Source organism: Natrinema caseinilyticum (assembly GCF_024227435.1).
GTDB classification, from domain to species: Archaea; Halobacteriota; Halobacteria; order Halobacteriales; family Natrialbaceae; genus Natrinema; species Natrinema caseinilyticum.
The window spans coordinates 166,230-183,735 of the sequence record NZ_CP100446.1 but is presented as its reverse complement, the minus strand read 5'-3'; the positions used below and the strand labels follow the sequence as shown (position 1 = coordinate 183,735).

At 56.4% G+C, this 17,506-nt stretch carries 16 protein-coding genes and 4 pseudogenes; 3 read left to right on the top strand and 17 right to left on the bottom strand.

Annotation, left to right across the window (positions count from 1 at the left end):
• Positions 1-543: 543 nt before the first annotated feature.
• Together NJT13_RS20230 and NJT13_RS20225 are read right to left on the bottom strand one after the other, a co-directional pair.
• Positions 544-1,833: an APC family permease gene (locus NJT13_RS20230; protein WP_254525956.1), complete on the bottom strand. Its 1,290-nt coding sequence runs from the start codon at positions 1,831-1,833 to the stop codon at positions 544-546.
• A gap of 170 nt (positions 1,834-2,003) precedes the next feature.
• Entirely contained in the window at positions 2,004-2,891 is an 888-nt protein-coding gene (locus NJT13_RS20225) for a DUF1214 domain-containing protein (protein ID WP_254525955.1), read from the bottom strand.
• A gap of 526 nt (positions 2,892-3,417) precedes the next feature.
• Here NJT13_RS20225 and NJT13_RS20220 point away from each other — a divergent pair.
• A pseudogene (locus NJT13_RS20220) lies at positions 3,418-4,303 on the top strand (IS1595 family transposase).
• Positions 4,304-4,519: 216 nt separating this feature from the next.
• Here the strand turns inward: NJT13_RS20220 and NJT13_RS20215 are convergent.
• Together NJT13_RS20215 and NJT13_RS20210 are read right to left on the bottom strand one after the other, a co-directional pair.
• Entirely contained in the window at positions 4,520-5,035 is a 516-nt protein-coding gene (locus NJT13_RS20215) for an AI-2E family transporter (RefSeq protein ID WP_256549455.1), read from the bottom strand.
• 78 nt (positions 5,036-5,113) lie between these two features.
• A complete protein-coding gene (locus NJT13_RS20210; RefSeq protein ID WP_254525953.1) occupies positions 5,114-5,518 on the bottom strand; it encodes a DUF5518 domain-containing protein in 405 nt (134 codons plus the stop codon).
• Positions 5,519-6,515: 997 nt separating this feature from the next.
• Here NJT13_RS20210 and NJT13_RS20205 point away from each other — a divergent pair.
• Positions 6,516-7,394, top strand: a complete 879-nt coding sequence (locus tag NJT13_RS20205; protein WP_254525952.1) for a metallophosphoesterase — start codon at positions 6,516-6,518, stop codon at positions 7,392-7,394.
• Between the two features lie 73 nt (positions 7,395-7,467).
• Positions 7,468-8,112: a phospholipase D-like domain-containing protein gene (locus NJT13_RS20200; RefSeq protein WP_254525951.1), complete on the top strand. Its 645-nt coding sequence runs from the start codon at positions 7,468-7,470 to the stop codon at positions 8,110-8,112.
• A 13-nt stretch (positions 8,113-8,125) separates the two neighbouring features.
• On the opposite strand, the gene NJT13_RS23325 is transcribed toward NJT13_RS20200, so the two are convergent.
• The 13 genes and pseudogenes from NJT13_RS23325 to NJT13_RS20145 all read right to left on the bottom strand — a co-directional run bounded on the left by NJT13_RS23325 (position 8,126) and on the right by NJT13_RS20145 (position 17,443).
• Complete coding sequence (locus NJT13_RS23325; RefSeq protein ID WP_340681209.1) at positions 8,126-9,424, bottom strand: DUF2238 domain-containing protein; 1,299 nt, start codon at positions 9,422-9,424, stop codon at positions 8,126-8,128.
• 18 nt (positions 9,425-9,442) lie between these two features.
• Positions 9,443-9,589: pseudogene (locus NJT13_RS20190) on the bottom strand (IS5 family transposase); the annotation flags it as partial.
• 140 nt (positions 9,590-9,729) lie between these two features.
• Positions 9,730-10,097, bottom strand: a pseudogene (locus NJT13_RS20185) (DUF7568 family protein).
• A 6-nt stretch (positions 10,098-10,103) separates the two neighbouring features.
• Positions 10,104-10,603: pseudogene (locus NJT13_RS20180) on the bottom strand (DUF7995 family protein).
• A gap of 85 nt (positions 10,604-10,688) precedes the next feature.
• Positions 10,689-11,162, bottom strand: a complete 474-nt coding sequence (locus NJT13_RS20175; protein ID WP_254525950.1) for a PIN domain-containing protein — start codon at positions 11,160-11,162, stop codon at positions 10,689-10,691.
• Positions 11,159-11,410: a hypothetical protein gene (locus tag NJT13_RS20170; protein ID WP_008015331.1), complete on the bottom strand. Its 252-nt coding sequence runs from the start codon at positions 11,408-11,410 to the stop codon at positions 11,159-11,161. The genes NJT13_RS20175 and NJT13_RS20170 overlap by 4 nt, the downstream gene beginning before the upstream one ends.
• Before the next feature lie 68 nt (positions 11,411-11,478).
• Positions 11,479-11,640 (bottom strand): DUF8012 family protein, encoded by a 162-nt coding sequence (locus NJT13_RS23700; RefSeq protein ID WP_484549623.1) that lies wholly within the window; start codon positions 11,638-11,640, stop codon positions 11,479-11,481.
• A gap of 124 nt (positions 11,641-11,764) precedes the next feature.
• Positions 11,765-12,649, bottom strand: a complete 885-nt coding sequence (locus NJT13_RS20165; protein ID WP_254525949.1) for a biosurfactant protein 1 — start codon at positions 12,647-12,649, stop codon at positions 11,765-11,767.
• Positions 12,650-12,735: 86 nt separating this feature from the next.
• On the bottom strand, positions 12,736-12,873 hold the full coding sequence (locus NJT13_RS23565; protein ID WP_419894497.1) for a DUF7563 family protein: 138 nt from the start codon (positions 12,871-12,873) through the stop codon (positions 12,736-12,738).
• A 488-nt stretch (positions 12,874-13,361) separates the two neighbouring features.
• The gene (locus tag NJT13_RS20160) at positions 13,362-13,556 is read right to left on the bottom strand and encodes a cold-shock protein (RefSeq protein WP_008012129.1); all 195 of its coding nucleotides are present in this window, start codon (positions 13,554-13,556) and stop codon (positions 13,362-13,364) included.
• A 471-nt stretch (positions 13,557-14,027) separates the two neighbouring features.
• Positions 14,028-14,924 (bottom strand): DNA-binding protein, encoded by an 897-nt coding sequence (locus NJT13_RS20155; RefSeq protein ID WP_254525948.1) that lies wholly within the window; start codon positions 14,922-14,924, stop codon positions 14,028-14,030.
• Between the two features lie 1,535 nt (positions 14,925-16,459).
• A complete protein-coding gene (locus NJT13_RS20150; RefSeq protein ID WP_254525947.1) occupies positions 16,460-16,915 on the bottom strand; it encodes a toxin-antitoxin system TumE family protein in 456 nt (151 codons plus the stop codon).
• Positions 16,916-17,443, bottom strand: a complete 528-nt coding sequence (locus NJT13_RS20145) for a winged helix-turn-helix domain-containing protein (RefSeq protein WP_254525946.1) — start codon at positions 17,441-17,443, stop codon at positions 16,916-16,918.
• Positions 17,444-17,506 lie beyond the last annotated feature (63 nt).

The following is a 17,506-nucleotide window of genomic DNA, read 5'->3' as shown; positions in this document are numbered from 1 at the left end:
ACAGAGGACCTACCTGATACCACATACAGGAGCGGGAGCCAGTATGTCGCCGCTCGATAGAGGAACGTTGCTGCTGTTGCTTCTGGCGCCGGTAACGAGAAGTGCAATGGCCACCGGGAGTATGACTTCACTTGGTACGAAGTGGAGTAGTAGCGATGTCTCGAGAAAAATATAGATGAAGCCCAGCGTGTCATAGAATTCGTCTCACACCCGCTACTTGGCGATTGTACAGTCCGCATTTCGCGAATATCCTGTGAGTCTCGTCAGTTATAGTTTGATTCAAAATATGGGCGGAGGATAATAGCTGTTGGGAACCATTGTATGACACGCTCGAAGCCAGCAACGAATCCATATATTGAAACAAACGTAAGTACCGCATCCGTACGATAAATACTATTAAATATGATAAGTAGATATAGAAACACGTTCAGGGGATACGATGCAGCGATCAAATAATCGATTGAGATGCCACTGGTGAAAAGTCCGCCCATTTTAACATATTATAGTGTATTATAACAAATCTGCCAAAACACCACTCAGTTTTCATTTTTTGAATTCCTGTTGGATAGGTGTACGCTCGAAATATACCAGTTCAGCTGTGATAACGATCAATGAAAGTACAGTGACAATCACAAACGTTCCAAACTCGGTAGTTGCTAGATTCCAGATGAGCGCAATAATGGTTGCAATTGCACCTATTGTACCGATTGCTGGGAGTATCACAGACGGTATCGACCGAGAGCGTTCTTGATATGCGAGAAAGCTGATGAGACCGAATATTGTTATGAAGGTGAGTGACGCGAATGAACTAATCGCATTGAGGCTTCCGAGCGATGCCAGAGTCGCCGTTAGTACACCGAGGATAACGAGCGACCAAACCGGTTCGCTCCCACGACTCTCGAGGCGCTTTGGTAAGAGTTTGTCCGTGGCTAACTGTCGCATGAGTCGTGATGTACTAAACAAAGTCGCGTTGAGTGCGCTTGCTGTTGAAAACAGCGCAGCGATAGAAATAAGCGTGAAACCAATCGCACCGAAAAACGGCCGTGCAGCTATTGCGAGTGCTGTTTCTGAGTTCAATAGAATCGTTCGTGGGGAGAGGAGACTCGTTGTCACAATTGCAACGAGGGCGTAAAGCACTGTAACAGCTGTAATTGAAACGAAAATTGATTTTTTAACTGTCGTTCGTGGGTTATGAATACTCTCTTGATCGAACAAAAGTAATTCCCACCCCTCAAACGCAACAAACGAAACCGCAGCAGCGACAAGCGGCCCTATACCAAGTGTGGTGAGACCTGATTTGAGTTGCCCGTGAACGAATCCGTAGTATAGTCCGCCGCCACAGAAAGCAAGCAGAAGTGCTATTTTCAGCCCAACAAGTGTGTCTTCTGTCCGTCCGGAGGCGTGTGCACCTGCAGCATTAATACCGACGAATAGCACGACAACTACTGTCGAAACAAATGGTTGTGCTGGTATGCCAGCCACTGTTTGAAGACCGATAAGAGCAACGAGGTAACTCCCGAACGCATATGCGTACAGTGCCATTGTCCCAATATAGCCGATTACGAACGTCCACCCCATCATCCCAGCAAGGGCTGTTCGTCCCGTGTACACCTCGATGAACGTGATTGGTGTTCCCGGCTGTCGTAGCTGATTATTGAGCGTAACGAATGAGTATCCAGCAGACGCAGCAATGAATCCAGATGCGACGAATGCCATCCATGCTGATGGGCCAGCTTTGACGGCAACAACACCTAAAACCGCGAAAATCCCACCACCAACCATTCCCCCAACGGCCATCGCAATCGACTCTGACAACCCAATCTTGTCAGCCATATCACCCCTATCCACGAACCAAGGTAAAGTCTTGAGAGTAAGTTGGATATTGTGTATGAACAAGGCGAGCTTGTTTCGAATCCGACTCTGAATAAAGATGTGAAGTGGAGGACGAGCGACGGTCGATTCACACCGCCTCAGCCGCCAGAACATCGATGTTCGTGTCCTTGTCACTCGACTGGTTCGGCTTCGGGAAACTGATAGCTCCCGTCGAGAATCTCCTCGCGGGGACCGTAGAGTCGGACCACGTAGAACCACTCCGCTGGGGTGTAGAGGAAGTTCGGTTGATCGGGGTCTCCGCCGAAATGGATCGTGACACTGCCGTCATCGGCTTGCTCTGCAGTCACGTTGTTAATCGTGTATGCGTCGTACTCGTTCTCCTCAAGAAACCCATCACTGTTGTAGACGGTGACCGACCAGAACGCGTCGACGGGGACGTTTTGGGCAGTGAGTGTGTATGGCGTCTCACCGTCGTTCTGGTCGGGAATCCTCGATGAGTAGATCGTTTCGGATTCCGGAAACCCGAACGGTGTCACGCTAGCGAGCAAGTACTTCACGGGATTGACCTCGCCGACATCGCCATACGCGCCGCCAAAGTCGTCCATTGTTTTGACGAGCGTGACGAGCGCGTCGAAGAGTTCGTCGTGTGCCTGGCGGTCCCAGTTGGGAATCTCGAACGTGCCGGCCGAGTCCTGGCTCACTGCGAGTTCGTCCTGTAAGCCATGGACAGTTTCTACGTCGTCTGGATCGTTCGGGTCGACGAACGTGCGGGCGAGGACGATGGTGTACCGCGTCCCGATCCCGTCCCGGGTCAACGTGTACTCGCCGGGATCGTAGAGAGTCCCTTTCACGTACTGGTCCTCATCGAGGACGACCATCGACTGGTAGCGGTCACCGGTGTCCGGTTTGGTGATGGTGACCGGCTCGGTCAGATCGAAGACACCGAACGAATAGAACGTGTCGTGATTGGGCAAGGCTGCGGGCTGCTCACCCGGGGGGAGGAGGGTTCGGTAATGATAAAACTCGCCAAACCCGCCCTGTTCGACGACGTTCTTCATTATGAGATGTATCTGTGCCCGTGGGAAGTTTTCCCAGGTCACTGGGACTGACTCGTCAGCTGCTGACGTCTCGGTTTCAGCCTCTTGGGTGTTCGCCTCCGAGGCGTTTTGGCTGGCAGTGGCACTGCCACCGGCTAGTGCGAGCATTCCGGCAAGGCCCGCCCCACGAAGTGCACTTCGGCGCGTTGCCCGCAGCAGTTCGGAGTTTGATTCTGGCGTCATGTGGGTTGTTTCTTTGCTCATAACTTGTGTCTCTCTGAGTGGCCCACAGTAGTAGTTGCGACCGACTCACACGCTCGTACTCCAGCATTCCATATAATACAGTGATGAGATTCGAGAATAATTTCATGATGTGGAGTCGGTATTAGATTTACGACTGTTTCTGAATTCTCAATGGACGTCCTGTACCTGTAATAAGCGCTCACCGACCCCGTTACGCTCTTCCGTAGGAGATTGTTGATACTACTAAGCAGTCGCTGGAGAGTCGAAGAGAACAAGGGCACCGCGTCAGCGGTGCCCGACACGGATGATTCCGCTCGATGTGTTTGGCTCGGAATCAGTCGCAGCGGACCTGCTCCAACAGGTTCGCTGGCGTGATGGTGTGAGTTGTCCTCGCTGCCGTTCTGACCGAACGGTCAGTAACGGCAGCTATGGGCACTTTCAGCCGGTATCTCTGTAAGGATTGCGACCGCACGTTCAACGACAAGACGGGCACGATCTTCGCTCACTCGAAGATCGCACTTCGCCGGTGGTTGTTCTCAATCTATGCGTTTCTCCGGTTTAACACGAGTCTCCGACAGCTGCAGTGCGAAATCGGGGTGACACATAAGACGATCCACCGGCGCATCGAGCGCTTTGCCAGAGCGCTCGATGCGCCTTCCCTCGATCTTGTCGGACCGGTCGAAATCGACGAAGTGTATGTCTCTGCCGGGAAGAAAGGCCGCGAGCGCGACCAGGAGTCGCGCTCGCGTGGCCTGTCCACGCGTGGGCGCGGAACATATGATGGCGACAAGCCACCCATGTTCATTCTCGCTGATCGCGGTACGGGACAGCGGTACGTGATTCCAGCGAAAGCTGCGGATGAATCGACGATTCGACTCCTCTTGGCAGACCGCCAAGAGGAGTCGTTGACTGTCTATTCTGACGGCTTTCGAGCGTACGAGCCACTCAAACAGGACGACGCATTCACCCGTGAATACGTCGTCCACAGTGACGGTGAATACGTCGACGAAGAGGTCCACGTCAATATCTGCGAGAGCCACCGTCGCGTTAGCGACGCGTGGCTCTCGCCGCATCGAGGTATCTCGAAAGATAAGCAGACACAGTATCTCAGAGCGTTCCAGCTTCGCCGAGAACTATATCGAAAACCGGGACGAGACGCACTCAAACACGCTATTCGAGCAACACTCTGAAATCAACAATGAACTACGCAAGAGCGATTAACGAAAGTGCACCCTCGTACTGAATTACTGAGAAACGAACCTCGAGACGGCGGGTAGCTGTGTACGGTCGGCCGTCGAGCCATGTCTCGGGAGACTATTAATTTATCTACAAATGAACAAGGCGAGTGCCTCGGGGTGTGACCCCGAGGTACTTCACAATGTACTGTAGTGCAGTCGTCGACCGATTCACCAAAGACAGGGTATCACTGACGGCCAGCGGTTCGCGCAGGCCGGTCTCTCATCGGCTTTCTCTAGGTGTACCACGTATTTCCACCAGCAGATTGACGATGACTTTCGACAGCCCCAGTATGACTGTTCCACCAGCAGATTGACGATGACTTTCGACAGCCCCAGTATGACTGGGCCGGTGAAGAGACCAGGGAACCCGAAAACGGCCACCCCACCGAAGATGCCGAGAACGAGCAGCCCGGAGTTAAGACGCGCTCCGCGTTGCATTGCGAGCGGCCGGACAAAGTTATCCGAGCTACTAATGACGACGGTTCCATATACCTGCAGCCCCACCGCTGCTGGAATGTTCCCCACAATCGCGAGATAGACCACTGCTGGAATCCAGACGATCGACGCACCGATCAGCGGAAGCAACGATAGGACGAACGTGACCACGCCCCAGAAGATGAGATCCTCGAAGTCGATGACCACGAAGGCCAGAACGGTCAGTATCGCCTGCAAGCCGGCAACGATAAGCGATTCGTGACGACGATGAAATTCATCTGCCGATTATAGTCCACAAAAACTCGGTACAGGTCGCCAGTGATCTATTCAGGCTCGTGTCGTCGTCGGCTCTGGAGTCGCCCGACGATGCTTCGCCCACGACCCGATCGCGCCACCCACGCCACCAGGGATGGCATAGAACGCGAGCATGAGCAGGCCGAAGACGAGCACGCTGAACGATGCGACGAGGCCCCCGAAGAGCAGGGTCGTAAACGTCGCAAGGACTAACAGAACCAGCGACCCGAAGACGGTTGCCATACCGCCGTGGGTTACACCGGACCCCATCGTCCCGCCAGAGATATATCCGGCGGTGAGGCCGCCGAGTAGTCCGATTCCGCCCCAGTACAGGAGCACGATCGAGGCCCCCGATCCGACGAAGACGAGGCCGCTGATGAATCCTAACGCGAGGGTCACAACGAATCCAGTTATTACAGCTGTCCAGTTGATGTCCATGATCAATTGTTACTACGCTGTCAAAGGCGATAAACCTCGTTTCACGGGATACGGACAGTGCAACCACACGGACTGGATGATTGTTTGAACGTAGACGTCGATGGCTATCGGATCGTCACCCTCTTAGATCATAATCGACGTGTGACCCCATTTTTGGCGTTCACTGACACGAGCACACTCGATCGACCGTCGTGACTTCGTCCCCGACTGCAGGCCGGCTGTGTACAGTTTTGCAAGTGACCGATTCCGATTGGTGGTGAGGAACTCACCAGATCACTTTAATTTCCCGTCCGAGCGCGGCAGTAGGCGTCGTCCTGACGAGCAACTCCTCCGGTTCGATCGTCATGAACGAAGACGGAGGCGAGTCAGGTCACCGACCCCGACGGCGGTTCCGGCCCTGATCGCCCTTCGCCACGATCGTGTCAATGGCGGCTGTGACAGCGAGAACGAACGCGTCGTCCTCGCCACCCATCACCTCGACGCCGTATATGTCGCGGAATCGGAACCACCGCTTGGAGATGATAGCGACGGGGGCGCCGGCACCGGGCGAATCCGTTGCATGAAGACAACGATGACCACCAGCAGGAAGGGCCCGAGGAAGATGCCGTGTCATCCGACCAGCGCCGGTCTGAGGAGGTACGCGATCATAATAAGTGCGCTGCCTTTCGTTAGATGTGTATATCACGACAGCATCGGTCAATGTGTCAGTCGGTCGGGCGAACCGATCTCGTCTGCCGGTCACCAATTCGCCCAGTGGCGAAGCCCGTGCCCGCTCACTTAAATTGTTATCTCTTCCCAGACTGACTCCCAGACGGACGCTGTGGTCCCTGAAAGATATATCAGCGACGAGTTCCAATCCCGGGCACCGACGATCAGGAATGAACGACGATCAGTACGAACCGGAGAGCCGGTTCGACAATCGAACTGGAGCGAACGGACGATCGGAGACGACACGACAAGCACGTACCCACGGACAGTCGGTGGGTGAGGACTGACAATGGCCGAACGGATCGTCGTCGCTGGCGACGCGCACCTCGGTGCTGAACACGCGGACGTTGCTGCGTTCACCGCCTTTCTCGAGGAGCAGTACCGAAACAGGGCCGAGATTGACGCGCTGATCCTGCTCGGAGACGTGTGGGACATGATTCGTCGCGATTCGTTCGGCTCCGCCTGGGAGACGAGCGAGACGATAACGCGAATTAAACGACTCGCCGACGAACTCCCTGTGTACGTCGTCTTCGGAAACCACGACACGCATCTCCGTAACCTCGATACGTCGTTGTACAACGTTGCGTTCCGCGACGAATTCGTCCTCGACAGCGGCGACGCCAGCATCCGATTCCGCCATGGAAACGCGTTCGATCGCCTCCAGTTCGACGCTCTCTCGAACCGCCTCTCGGGGCCGGGCGATCGAGGTGACATCGATCCCACTCGGGGCGCGAAGGATCCACTCGTCGCGAAAGGTCGCTCGATTCTGCAGGCGCAAAAGCGACGACTCCGGACGGTGTACGAGACCATCGGGAGTGGACGCGGCCCGGACCACATCGCAACCTCAAACGGGTCCGCCTCCCCTGCTGATCCCACGTACCCCCGACGCGAACGACGAGCGCACGCATTCCTGGAGCAAATCCCGGAGGACAAACTCGTCTACGGCCACACACACACTCCGTACGTCCATCCGGACAACGTTGCGGCCAACCCGGGTTCGTGGAAAGTTACCGCACCGGTCCACAACACGTACCTCGTGGTTGAGGATGGCAAGATCGAACTGTACCGCCACGACGCAGACGGCCCCGACGCCCCGATCGACCCCACAGCATTACGCGACGGCCTGCTGGACGACCGCGACGTGGCCGACCGGTCCGCCGTGAGTTGAGATTCGATGTGTCCTTCATCTGGGTCGTCATCGGGCGGGTGATTTACATCCGTCGGAGACGTACGACAAGGGAATGGTCGAACAGGCGGTATTCGACAACCGATTCACGGGCCGACTGGTCGGGGAGGCGGTCCGCCGGTTGTTCGACGCGGACGGAACCGTGTACCTCGCGACAGGGTATTTCACCTGGTCCGGCTACCTCACTATCCGCGACCAGCTCCAGACGTTTCTCGCACGGTCGGCCGACAATCGCGTCGTCATCGTCGTCTCGACTGGGGCCGACCAGTTCTCCCGTCTGGTCGCCACCACCCTTTGGGAGCTCGACTTCGACGACAGAATTCAACTATTGACCTACCGCGATGGCTTCGTCCACCCGAAGCTCTACATCCGTGACGGCCCCGACCCCGCGCTTGTCATGGGCTCTGCAAACCTCACGTGGGACGGTCTCGGGAAGAACCTCGAACTGGCGTGGTACTATGCACCTGACGACCCGGACGACCCGGTCTTTCAGTCGCACCTCGAGTGGATGGTCGACTTCGTCGATGGGTGCGACCGGGTCACTCCGGCTGACCTCACGCGGTCCGTCCGGCTCCACAAGACGATCGACACCTGGACAGCCAAGGGCCGTATCAACCTGCCGATGATGATCAAGGGGGCACTGCCTTTCGACCGTCGAGATCGGTCAGTCGACGTACCTCTGTTGTTCGAGGAGGAGTAGTGAGCAGTGGCGCCTACCCGTCCGTGTCGCGGGACGTCACTCTCCTCGCCCGGAAGCCCCATTCGAACACGATGCCAGCGACTACCCCGGCCACTACGGCGTGGAGGAACTCCCACATAAGAGCGGTCTCGATTTCGGCGTCCGTGTGGCCGGGCTCGAAGAGCAGCTCCGTTCCCAGATAGAGACCCGCGAACCAGCGACCGAGCGCCCAGAGTCCCGCCGTTGCCATCGTCGTGACGACGACGAAGACGACGGCGAACCGAGGTGACATCGTGACGGCCGTGAACAGGTTGAGTTCGACCGCAATCACGAGTACGACCGTCGCGACGGCGACGTAGGTGACGAGATTCGAGTTCAGCCACGGCTGTTCGATTACGGCGCTGAACACCGGGAGGCTGGCGAGTCCGAGGACCGGCCACGGAAGCGTCGCCCGAAGATCACGATACGCCAGCGCCGGGAGCAACGCCAGCACCAGCACGACGCCGACGTGTATCGCTGTGAGGATGGCACCGGCGAACACCCCGCCGATCGCGGCGGCGCCGAGGAAGACGGTGACCGCCCAGGACGCACGCGCCTTCGCCGGTCCGTCGGACACGAACCCACCGAAGTGTCCGGAGTCGCCATCGCTTCGTGTCGTTACCCGTCCAGCGGCGGGGCCGTCCTCGCCCCCATCGCGCGCGCCGTCACGGTGCTCGCCGATTCTGGCTGCGAGTCTTTCGGTCGTCGTCGACACCAGTCCCGTCCCGAACACGGCGACGATGACGGCCCCGACCACGTCGAACAGCAGGTCAAGGAGGGTATCCTCGAGGCCGTACTGGATGAGCACGGCCTTGAGCCCGAGCAGGTCGGCGCCGATTCGGACGACGAACTCCGTGACCTCCCAGAAGACGCCGAAACCGAGCGTGAAGAGGAGGACGTACACCGACATGAACCGTGGCGGTAGATAGATCGCGTCGCTCCACTCGTCGACTGCACGGGCGGTCACGTAGCCGACGCCGGCAACGATCGTCGCCGAGAGCGTGTGGGTCACGTGGTCGTACCACCAGACGTCGTGGTACAGGCCGAGCATTCCGACCGTGTGCAAGAAGAGTGCCCCCGTGATCCACAGTGTCATCCATGGACCGAGACTGAGTCGATAGTCGCGTTGCAGAATGGCCGGGACGAACGTCACCCCGAGTGCGATGGCCGCGTTTACGATCACGCTCAGGTTCAGGGTGACGAGTCCGACGACGAATATGGCGCTGATAGTCAGCTGTAACAGCCGACTAAGAACGTACTGGAACGACGGTGGGTTCTCGGATCGGCGGCCCATCTTCAGTTACCCGTTCTATATCTCGATCAACTTGTCAAGCGGCCCACGGTAGATTGTAGTCTTCCGAACTTTGGGACACAGCAGAACAACGTGTTGAAGAAGTGTATAGCGTTTTTTGGAGTGTTTCGGGGAGTACCGAGAGATGGCTCGGCGTTCCAAGTGGATCGCTTTCTCAGTAAACCGGAGTAATTACGACTTCGGTAGTGCCTTCATCCCGTGAAATCACACCACCCAAACCTATAACTCCCCGAGCAGCTCAAGAGAGCCGGTACGAACGGTATTCATCAGCGAACCGGAACCTGCTGTTAGCGCTCTGCACCGTAGACGATCTGCGAGGGAGCTTCGTAGCCACACAGTCGGGACAGTCAAACCATCGCTGGACCTTCGCACCAGCGGCAGATTTCTGGTCGATGATGACATCGTCGTTCGGACACTCCGGACAAGCGAGTTCGGGGGCTGGTCTGTCCCGAAGTGCATCCCGAACGCTGGTCGTCTCTTTTGTCTCGAAGCCACGCGACCACACCGGATAGCCGTCGACGAGGATCGCTGCCCGCCACTTGTACGCGTAGGAGTCCGGGGCACGATGCAGGATGGCTTGGGCTTCAGTCACTGTGTTTCGATATGCTAGCGTGGGTGTTCGACTCTCTCGTATCCAGTTGGTGATTCGGGGCATGATTACTCAGAAATGGACGTCTGCTGGCACGACCCAGCATGTCTCGCGCTCATCAATCTCCTCGAGGAGGCGATCGAGATGTCCGCGATGGCGGATGCCTGTCGCGTGTTGATCATACAGGCAGATCGACGGGCCACGGGAAGCACCGACCTGCTGGAAGGCGTGCCGAGCGAGGCCCTCGTCGCGCATGATCTCGTCGTCGTTATGTTCTTCGAGTGCTTTCTTCACCTGGTCCAGATTCTGCTGGAACGTTTCTGTTGTGGTCTCCCAGGCCCGCTCGAGGAGTTCTTCACCTTCGTCAGACGTAACGGGTGCAGCTGTCGGTAGGTCGCCCACCGTGCTTTTCCAGCCACTGTCGTCTCCCCCTCGTCGAAGGTGACGTAGTAGTCGAACACTGCACAAGAATCGGGCTCCGCGCCAACCAGTCGGTCGAACACGGTTTTTCCGGTTGACAGTGCCTCGTCTGCTGTCGATGCCTCTACCAGTGCGTAAATTAACATATGCATCTCGGATACCTCACTGCGCCGACGCTCTGATCAGTGTTCGCTTGGTCTTACCCAGTGCGCCGGCACCCATCACCGGCGCAGAAAATCAAGATGAGTTTTCAAGCAACGAAATTCCTTGTTCAACCACTGAATCCGTGATAAATAGGCTTGTTTCTGTTTGTAGTGCCCGCATTAGCTCGGCTGCTTTTGATTTCGTAAGTTGGTCACGATGATACGCGAGAACGATAACACCGATTGAACCATGCACTTCGATACTGAGATCGTTAGCAGCATCTCGAGCTTCAAGATCATCAGTCAACAGAACAGCTGAGCGGTCAGACGCAACCGCGAGAGCGGCAGTTTCACCGGGATCGAGGTTCAGATTCACTGTGAGTTCAGTCGGATCAGCCTCGACGAGTTCGTACTCGAGATTGCTGAGTGCAGGAGGAACTGTACCTGCCTCGAGTTCCTCGTACACGGTCTGAGGGATGAGCAATCCATCGACTGCTGACAGCACGTCAATCGCACCGATTTCGTCGAGATGAATGAGTGGGCCTGTATCAGCGACCGCGACAATCACGCACTCAGACCCCACTGAACGTCGTCTTCAACTACCTGGAGTTCGCGTTCTGCACGCTTGACGCGATCTCGCCCGACGAGGTCAATTGCCGTTTCCCGATCGATTTCGTCGTTGACATACCGCGAGAGAACCAGATCGATCCAGAGATCTTCGACACCGCGTTCCAGAGCCTGTTCAAGGATCTCCGACTCGGCGACATCTCGTGCTTCTGCGATCTCTTGGACACGTTCGGTGAGATCGGTGGCCATGTCTACACAATCGGCTCGGGATGACTTAAACGTCTATGGAGAGTCTGCAATGACAGATAGCGGGTGAATTATTCACTCTTTGGTCGAGTGAGAAGACACACTTCCTCCAAGAGCGCCGTTGCTGTCTCGATTCGTTCGCTGTCTGCGTCAGTCAGCTGATCACCCTCGAGATCATTGAGTTGGCTGAGTGCACGATGCAGTCTGTATCCTGGTGTGTTTCGTGGGTCCATTGAATGCGCCTCAGCCGATCGCGGCGCAAACAAACATGACACGATAGCACGGGCGACCGGTCTGTTAACCAACAGCCACGCTGCACTATCGCCGTCTGTTGGTTAAGACATGACGCGGAGCAAGTCATTCTGGGCTCGGCCCATAGCGCGGCGTCCCGCAGACCTGGCACTCCCAGATTGCGTGGCCGGTCCAGGTTTCGTCGGGAACCGATTCATGAGCGCTGAATCGGTGATCGGTTGTGCGTCCGCACTGGTGACACTCGAGGCGTTCTTTGGTCGGAATCAGACTGTCCTGATGCTCAGGTTCACGCTTGTCAGGTGTCTGCTGGAGAGCAATTGCGGGGACTAGCCACGCATCATCACCGGCATTGTCGAGCACCGTCGCAAGTCGCTGCTCATCGCGAATGCCGGATCCACCCTCGTCGTAGAGATAGGTTGTTGGTTCGCAGTCGCTATCCACCGCTGATTGGTCAGTCCACGCTGTTCGATCACGGGCAGCCGCGAGAAGTTGCTCACCGCCAGTGGATGAGATCCGTGCTGCAGCAGGAAGCACGGGCCACCGATCAGCCAGTTGGGCTGCAGGCTCGTCCTCGAGATCGTAGATGATCGTGCAGACGTCGACGGTTGATTCCGTCGGATTCGAGGCAAGGAGCGTCGCAGCGGCCGCGCCTTTCGCGACAGCGCCGTAGAACGTCGACGACTCGACAAACATGTGAACGACGCCAAGCAGTGTCCACTCCGTTGCTGGTCCGTCTATTTCAGAAGAGCGGTCCTCGAGATGGTTGGTGAGACAGAACAGGCATTTGGTCTGATCAGTTGGGATCGGTGCCCCACAGGAACGACACTCGGTATCCGTTTCCGTTGGAATGTCTGGGTATCCAGTCGTCGACGTCTCGATCCGCTGTTGATCAGGTTCGCCGTCATCAACTTCGCTGAGTGTCTCATCTGGGATATGCGACGCTTCGCCGGTCGGACGAAGCTCCTCGAAGTCAGAATCTCGATCAGTCATTGAGTGGGGAGTGGGTTGTATTGCCTCACGTCTCGATGCAGGCTCCAGTTCGAGAGAGAAGATCTGGAAATGTGATCACTGAGACGCTATTGCTGGCGGAGTCCTGCTTCTCGCGCTTCACGGTTGCTGGCACAATGGATACACGCTGGCAGATCACCATTAACAGCGAAAACCCGGTAGTAGTTTTCCGTGACATGAGAGCCACAGCCATCACATTCTGGCATTATCCAAATCTATGTTGTTACTCCAGTAAATATCTTGACCCAATTACTTGTGTAGTTTTCTCAATGGCATTCCATCTACGCATGATTGACTCTTTTCTTCGTCTGCTGGTGTTGCGGTTCGAGAAGGTGACCACAGTCTTCACAACGAGTTTCGACTGCGTTGGTGGTGACTCGGCCATTGCATCTGGGACACGGACTGGCGCTCGAGTCGGGTTGGACGTCTTCATCGAACGTCGTCTCGTAAACCTCTTTGAGAATCATGATGTTCACGAGGGGCGATGTGTAACTCCGACCGCCCCTCACCCCACTCGTGGGGCACAGAAACCGCACTCTCAGTAGGCAGTAACAGTGCTCCTTTATTTAGGGCTCTTCGTGAAACTCACGATAAGTACCAGTGAAGGAGCGATCACGAAAGACACGGACTCAGCCGTACGAGTCTAAAAACGAAATCGTCGTTCACGGTCGCCAAGGCGACAATGAAGTCGGAATTAGTTGCGGACGACGTTCGTCGCGCGGGGACCCTTGGGGGCCTGTTCGATATCGAAATCAATGTCTGTGCCTTCTTCGAGGTCCGGACCGCCAACGTCTTCCATGTGGAAGAACACGTCGTCGTCCGCATCGTCCGTCGAAATGAAACCGTAGCCGCCTGTGTCGTTGAAGAAATCAACCGTACCGTTTGCCATTACACTAACCCAAAATACGACTATACGGTTAAGTATTCCGCATTTGTTTTCAAAAGCCGCCAACAACGATTACAAAATCCTAAAATACCGTGCGAATGTGGATGCTTAACCACTATCTGGCAAGAGTTGGGCCAATAGTGTCTGGTGCGTCACAATGGCGGAATACTTTCGATGTATCCACAGTTCTCTTAGTTTGGTGTGGTCCGTGTTCTTGCGGAGTGGGTGTGAACAGTCTGCCGTTCAGTTTACACGCATAGTTACCAAACCGAGATGGGCATTTTCACATCCGACTTTGGATAAAGAAACTTCCTTCTAACCGCTAGGTGGCGGCAACGCCGTCGAACGGATTCATACCCTCTGGCGAAAGCCCGGAAGCGCAACGGCCACTGGCCGTGAGCAGCCCGGACCGTGGAGGTGGTGGGAGGTGGCGGTGATTGCGTTCACACCAGCAAAAAAGGGGCACCGCTCCGGCTATTCCCACCAGCAGCCGCGCTCCGGGAAGTGGATCATCGACCACCCGGTCACGGCCAGTGAGACACGGCCTTCGTGCCAGTTCCGGGCAGCCTTGTGAATGCGTACCTGCTCGTCTTCCTCGATCCACGGTGCATCTGATGACTTCCAGATCGTCACGCGTGTCTGGCCACTGTCGTCTGCGATAAGACCGACCTGCGCGATGCTTGGATGCGAGGGATCCCACAGGGTTTCGACACGCCCTTCGATGCTCACCTCCTTCCGAGAGACCTCCTCGAGTTTTCCGATGGGGATGACGTGTCCGGGTGCCGTCTGCAGCTCCTCGAACACGTTGACGACTGCACTCGTCAGGTCCTGGCCACCGACGACGGCTTCACTCAACCGCCGGCTGATCGCTGCTCGAGACCAACCATCCAACTGCTTTGCGAGTCGCATCGACTGCTTGTTCACGGCCGCCAGCTGCTCTCGAGAGAGTTCTGTACGGGGATCTGCCCGCTCCGGATCCGCCATTGGGTCCACGCTCGCCGCCCGTTTCTGGAATTCCACACGCCGCGCTTTGTTCTGGTTCGCAGCGATCGTTCGCGTCCGTCTCTCACGGCCCTCCTGCGTTCCCAGTTCGGCTTGGGCACTGATCAGTTCGAGTTCGTCCTCTCGTGCTCGAATGCGCTCTTCTTGTTCGAGGGTGGCTCCGTGTATCCGGTCGTCGCTCGTATCGACGACCCCGTCTGGGTGGTTCGCATCTACCTTTGCTTGGACCTCTTGCTCGACCGTTGCCTCGAATTCCGGCGTCTCGTCGACGACCGGGAAACCGTCTTCATCGACCGCTTGCTCACCCGCCTGTTTGAGTGCCTGTTCATCGACCGTAACGACCTTGCTACTCGAGTTGTTACTAGACATTGGTACTCACCTGTACCGCTGAAGGCGTTCACGCGCCTGTCACCGCGATGCTGCAACATCGCGGTTTTCCGACAACACCGACCGACAGAACCATCTGCGCGCTCGCGCTCGCGCCTTCGCGAGCGCCCATCTGGGCGCGAGCGAGAGCGCGCCTGAATGAGGTTACACAACCAGCACCGCGCGGCGTCCTGCCGAGCAAAGCGAGGCAGGGCTCGAGGCGCGAACAGCGTGAGCGCCTCGGCGACCCGCCCGAAGTGAGCGGCCATCTTTAAGCCGTTTCTCGTGTCCGGCCCGGACTGCGGGTTCGTGTCCAGCGCGACTGTCGTCGAGAACGCGCGCCGCGATGTGGCGCGCGACAGCGCAGGCGGCACCAAGCGCTGGAACGCGAAAACCCGCGAGGGGCGCAACCGAAAACGCGCTTAATGCTGGCGTCGAGACCAGATTCACTGTAGCCCGGAACGGTGAGCGACGCTAGGAGCGAACCGCAGCCCGGAATGGTCGGTCGCGAGCGACGCGGAGGGCAGCACGCGGCGAGCGGGGCGAGCCGGTACCCAAGAGCGAACAACCAACGCTACAGCATCCCGATCAGTCCACAAGGGTGGGATCGAAAGGGGCTGGCGCGCTCGGGGAACCCCGCCGACGCAAGCACCGCAACCTGTGAGGAGCGCAGCGAGGTCTTCGCGAGCGAAACGAGCGAAGGGCGGCGAGACGCACACGTCTCGCCAGGCGCGGGACTCGAGCGCGCCAGGGGCTTTCACCCTATATCGAAAGCAGTGATTGCAAGCCGTTTACTGAGATCTACTTCATGATAGCTGTTTTAGTGACCCACCCGCACACTACCGCTGCGTAGTGACCACCCAGTCAAATTAGATCGTTCATTATTTTGCACACCTATATGATTGGGAATTGAGCATAATACCGGCCCGTCACTAGCAGAGGTGGCCATGAACGCTTGTTGCCCCGAATGCGAAAATGGGTTGGGAGAACTGCTCACAAAGTATGCTGTCGATGGTGTGGCGACAGCGGACTTCCGGCGCGGAACTTGTGGACATGAGTGGTCGCTCTCTCTGTGAACTAAAACCGAAATTTGGCTCGCTTCTTCTTTGTACCGTTCAGTACCGTCGCTGTACTGAGCTGTTGACAATCCACGATTCGCCTCTTATCAGACGGAACTTCGAAACAGAACCAAGTGTCCACTACAGACTTTTCCTTGAGAGTCACTCTTCATTACCGCCAGCGCCGACTCACTCTTCGCGATCGGACAACTTCTCCGACAACCGATCTAGTTTCTCCTGCGCAGACTCACCACGCCGAAGACGTGGGTTTTGAGAGAGCCACATTCCTCCGCAACTGCGCACAGTTGCGACGAATTACGGTCTTTAATTCGCATACTGTATTTTTAAACACGTTAGAGAAACCAATAAAAATTAAGTAATTCATCCTCGGGATAAATACCCGAGGCACTCTCGCTGTAAGACTGTAGAAAAACCCCGCTGACATCCTCGCAAATACTGTGTGCGAGAGGCCAGTGAGAGTCACATACCTTCACGAGACCAGAGAGCCTCGAGACGCTGCTCAATCGCAGTAAGCACCGTCGAGTACACTTCAAGCGGGTGGAGCGACGGGAGTTCAAGATCAGTGATGTCGTTGGCAGTCGGTGGCTGGTGGAAGTGTAACCGGGCATTGTGCGTGTTTGGGTGCCGGTCCCAACGGCATTCCCACCGGCTGCTATCGTCGTGATCTTCGACATAGTGGAATGTGAAATCCCCAGTCGTGAACCACCGAATGTCAAGCCGGGCTGTTGAGACTGATTCTGGATATCGCTCCATATCAAGGAACGTCTTGAGGAGTCGCGGCTCGTAGGAATCTGGATCGAATGCTGTCTCGGCGACGAGTGAATCCGATGTGAGATGTCGCTCGAGCAATCGCAACGTCTGGCGATCCGGTGGCCCTGTCGAGTCAGGGGCCGAATCTGATGGTGGCCGACTCATTCAGGCAGGAATTAGATGCCCATCATTCTGGGAGAGCTGTCGAGCAAGCTCATACAGCCGAATCTCTCGAATAATGCCTTGCCACTCACTAACCGCAGTCATCTGTTCATGGACCATCTCGTGGTCGTCATGCTCGACAATCGAGACCGCTGTCGGGTCAGTGGTTCCGAACTGTTCCTCATACTCTGTGAGCTGTTTTTCGAGTGCTGCCACGCGGTCGATTATCTCGTCGATGGAGAGCTCATCTGCAATTTGGCTGGCCTCCTGCCACTCGAGATACCCATCGTTTCGTTCGTACTGCGCGGGGCGACTATCACGGTCTGCTCGAACGATACCCATCTCGGTCAGACGCTCGAGATGCTTTTTAGCGGCGTTCGGAGAGCAATCGGCAAGCTCCGCAATCTCGGTGTACGCGGTGGGCGATGTCACTCCAAGGGAAACATCGTAAACACGACCAAACGTGTCCGTACCCTCTTGCCACCGCCGCTGAGCAGCGTCAGATTCTGGGGCCGGATTGAACTCAGTCATATCCAACTGTACGTAGTCATACTCAATATATGTTCGCATTTCTCAAATATGTGTGAGCAGAGA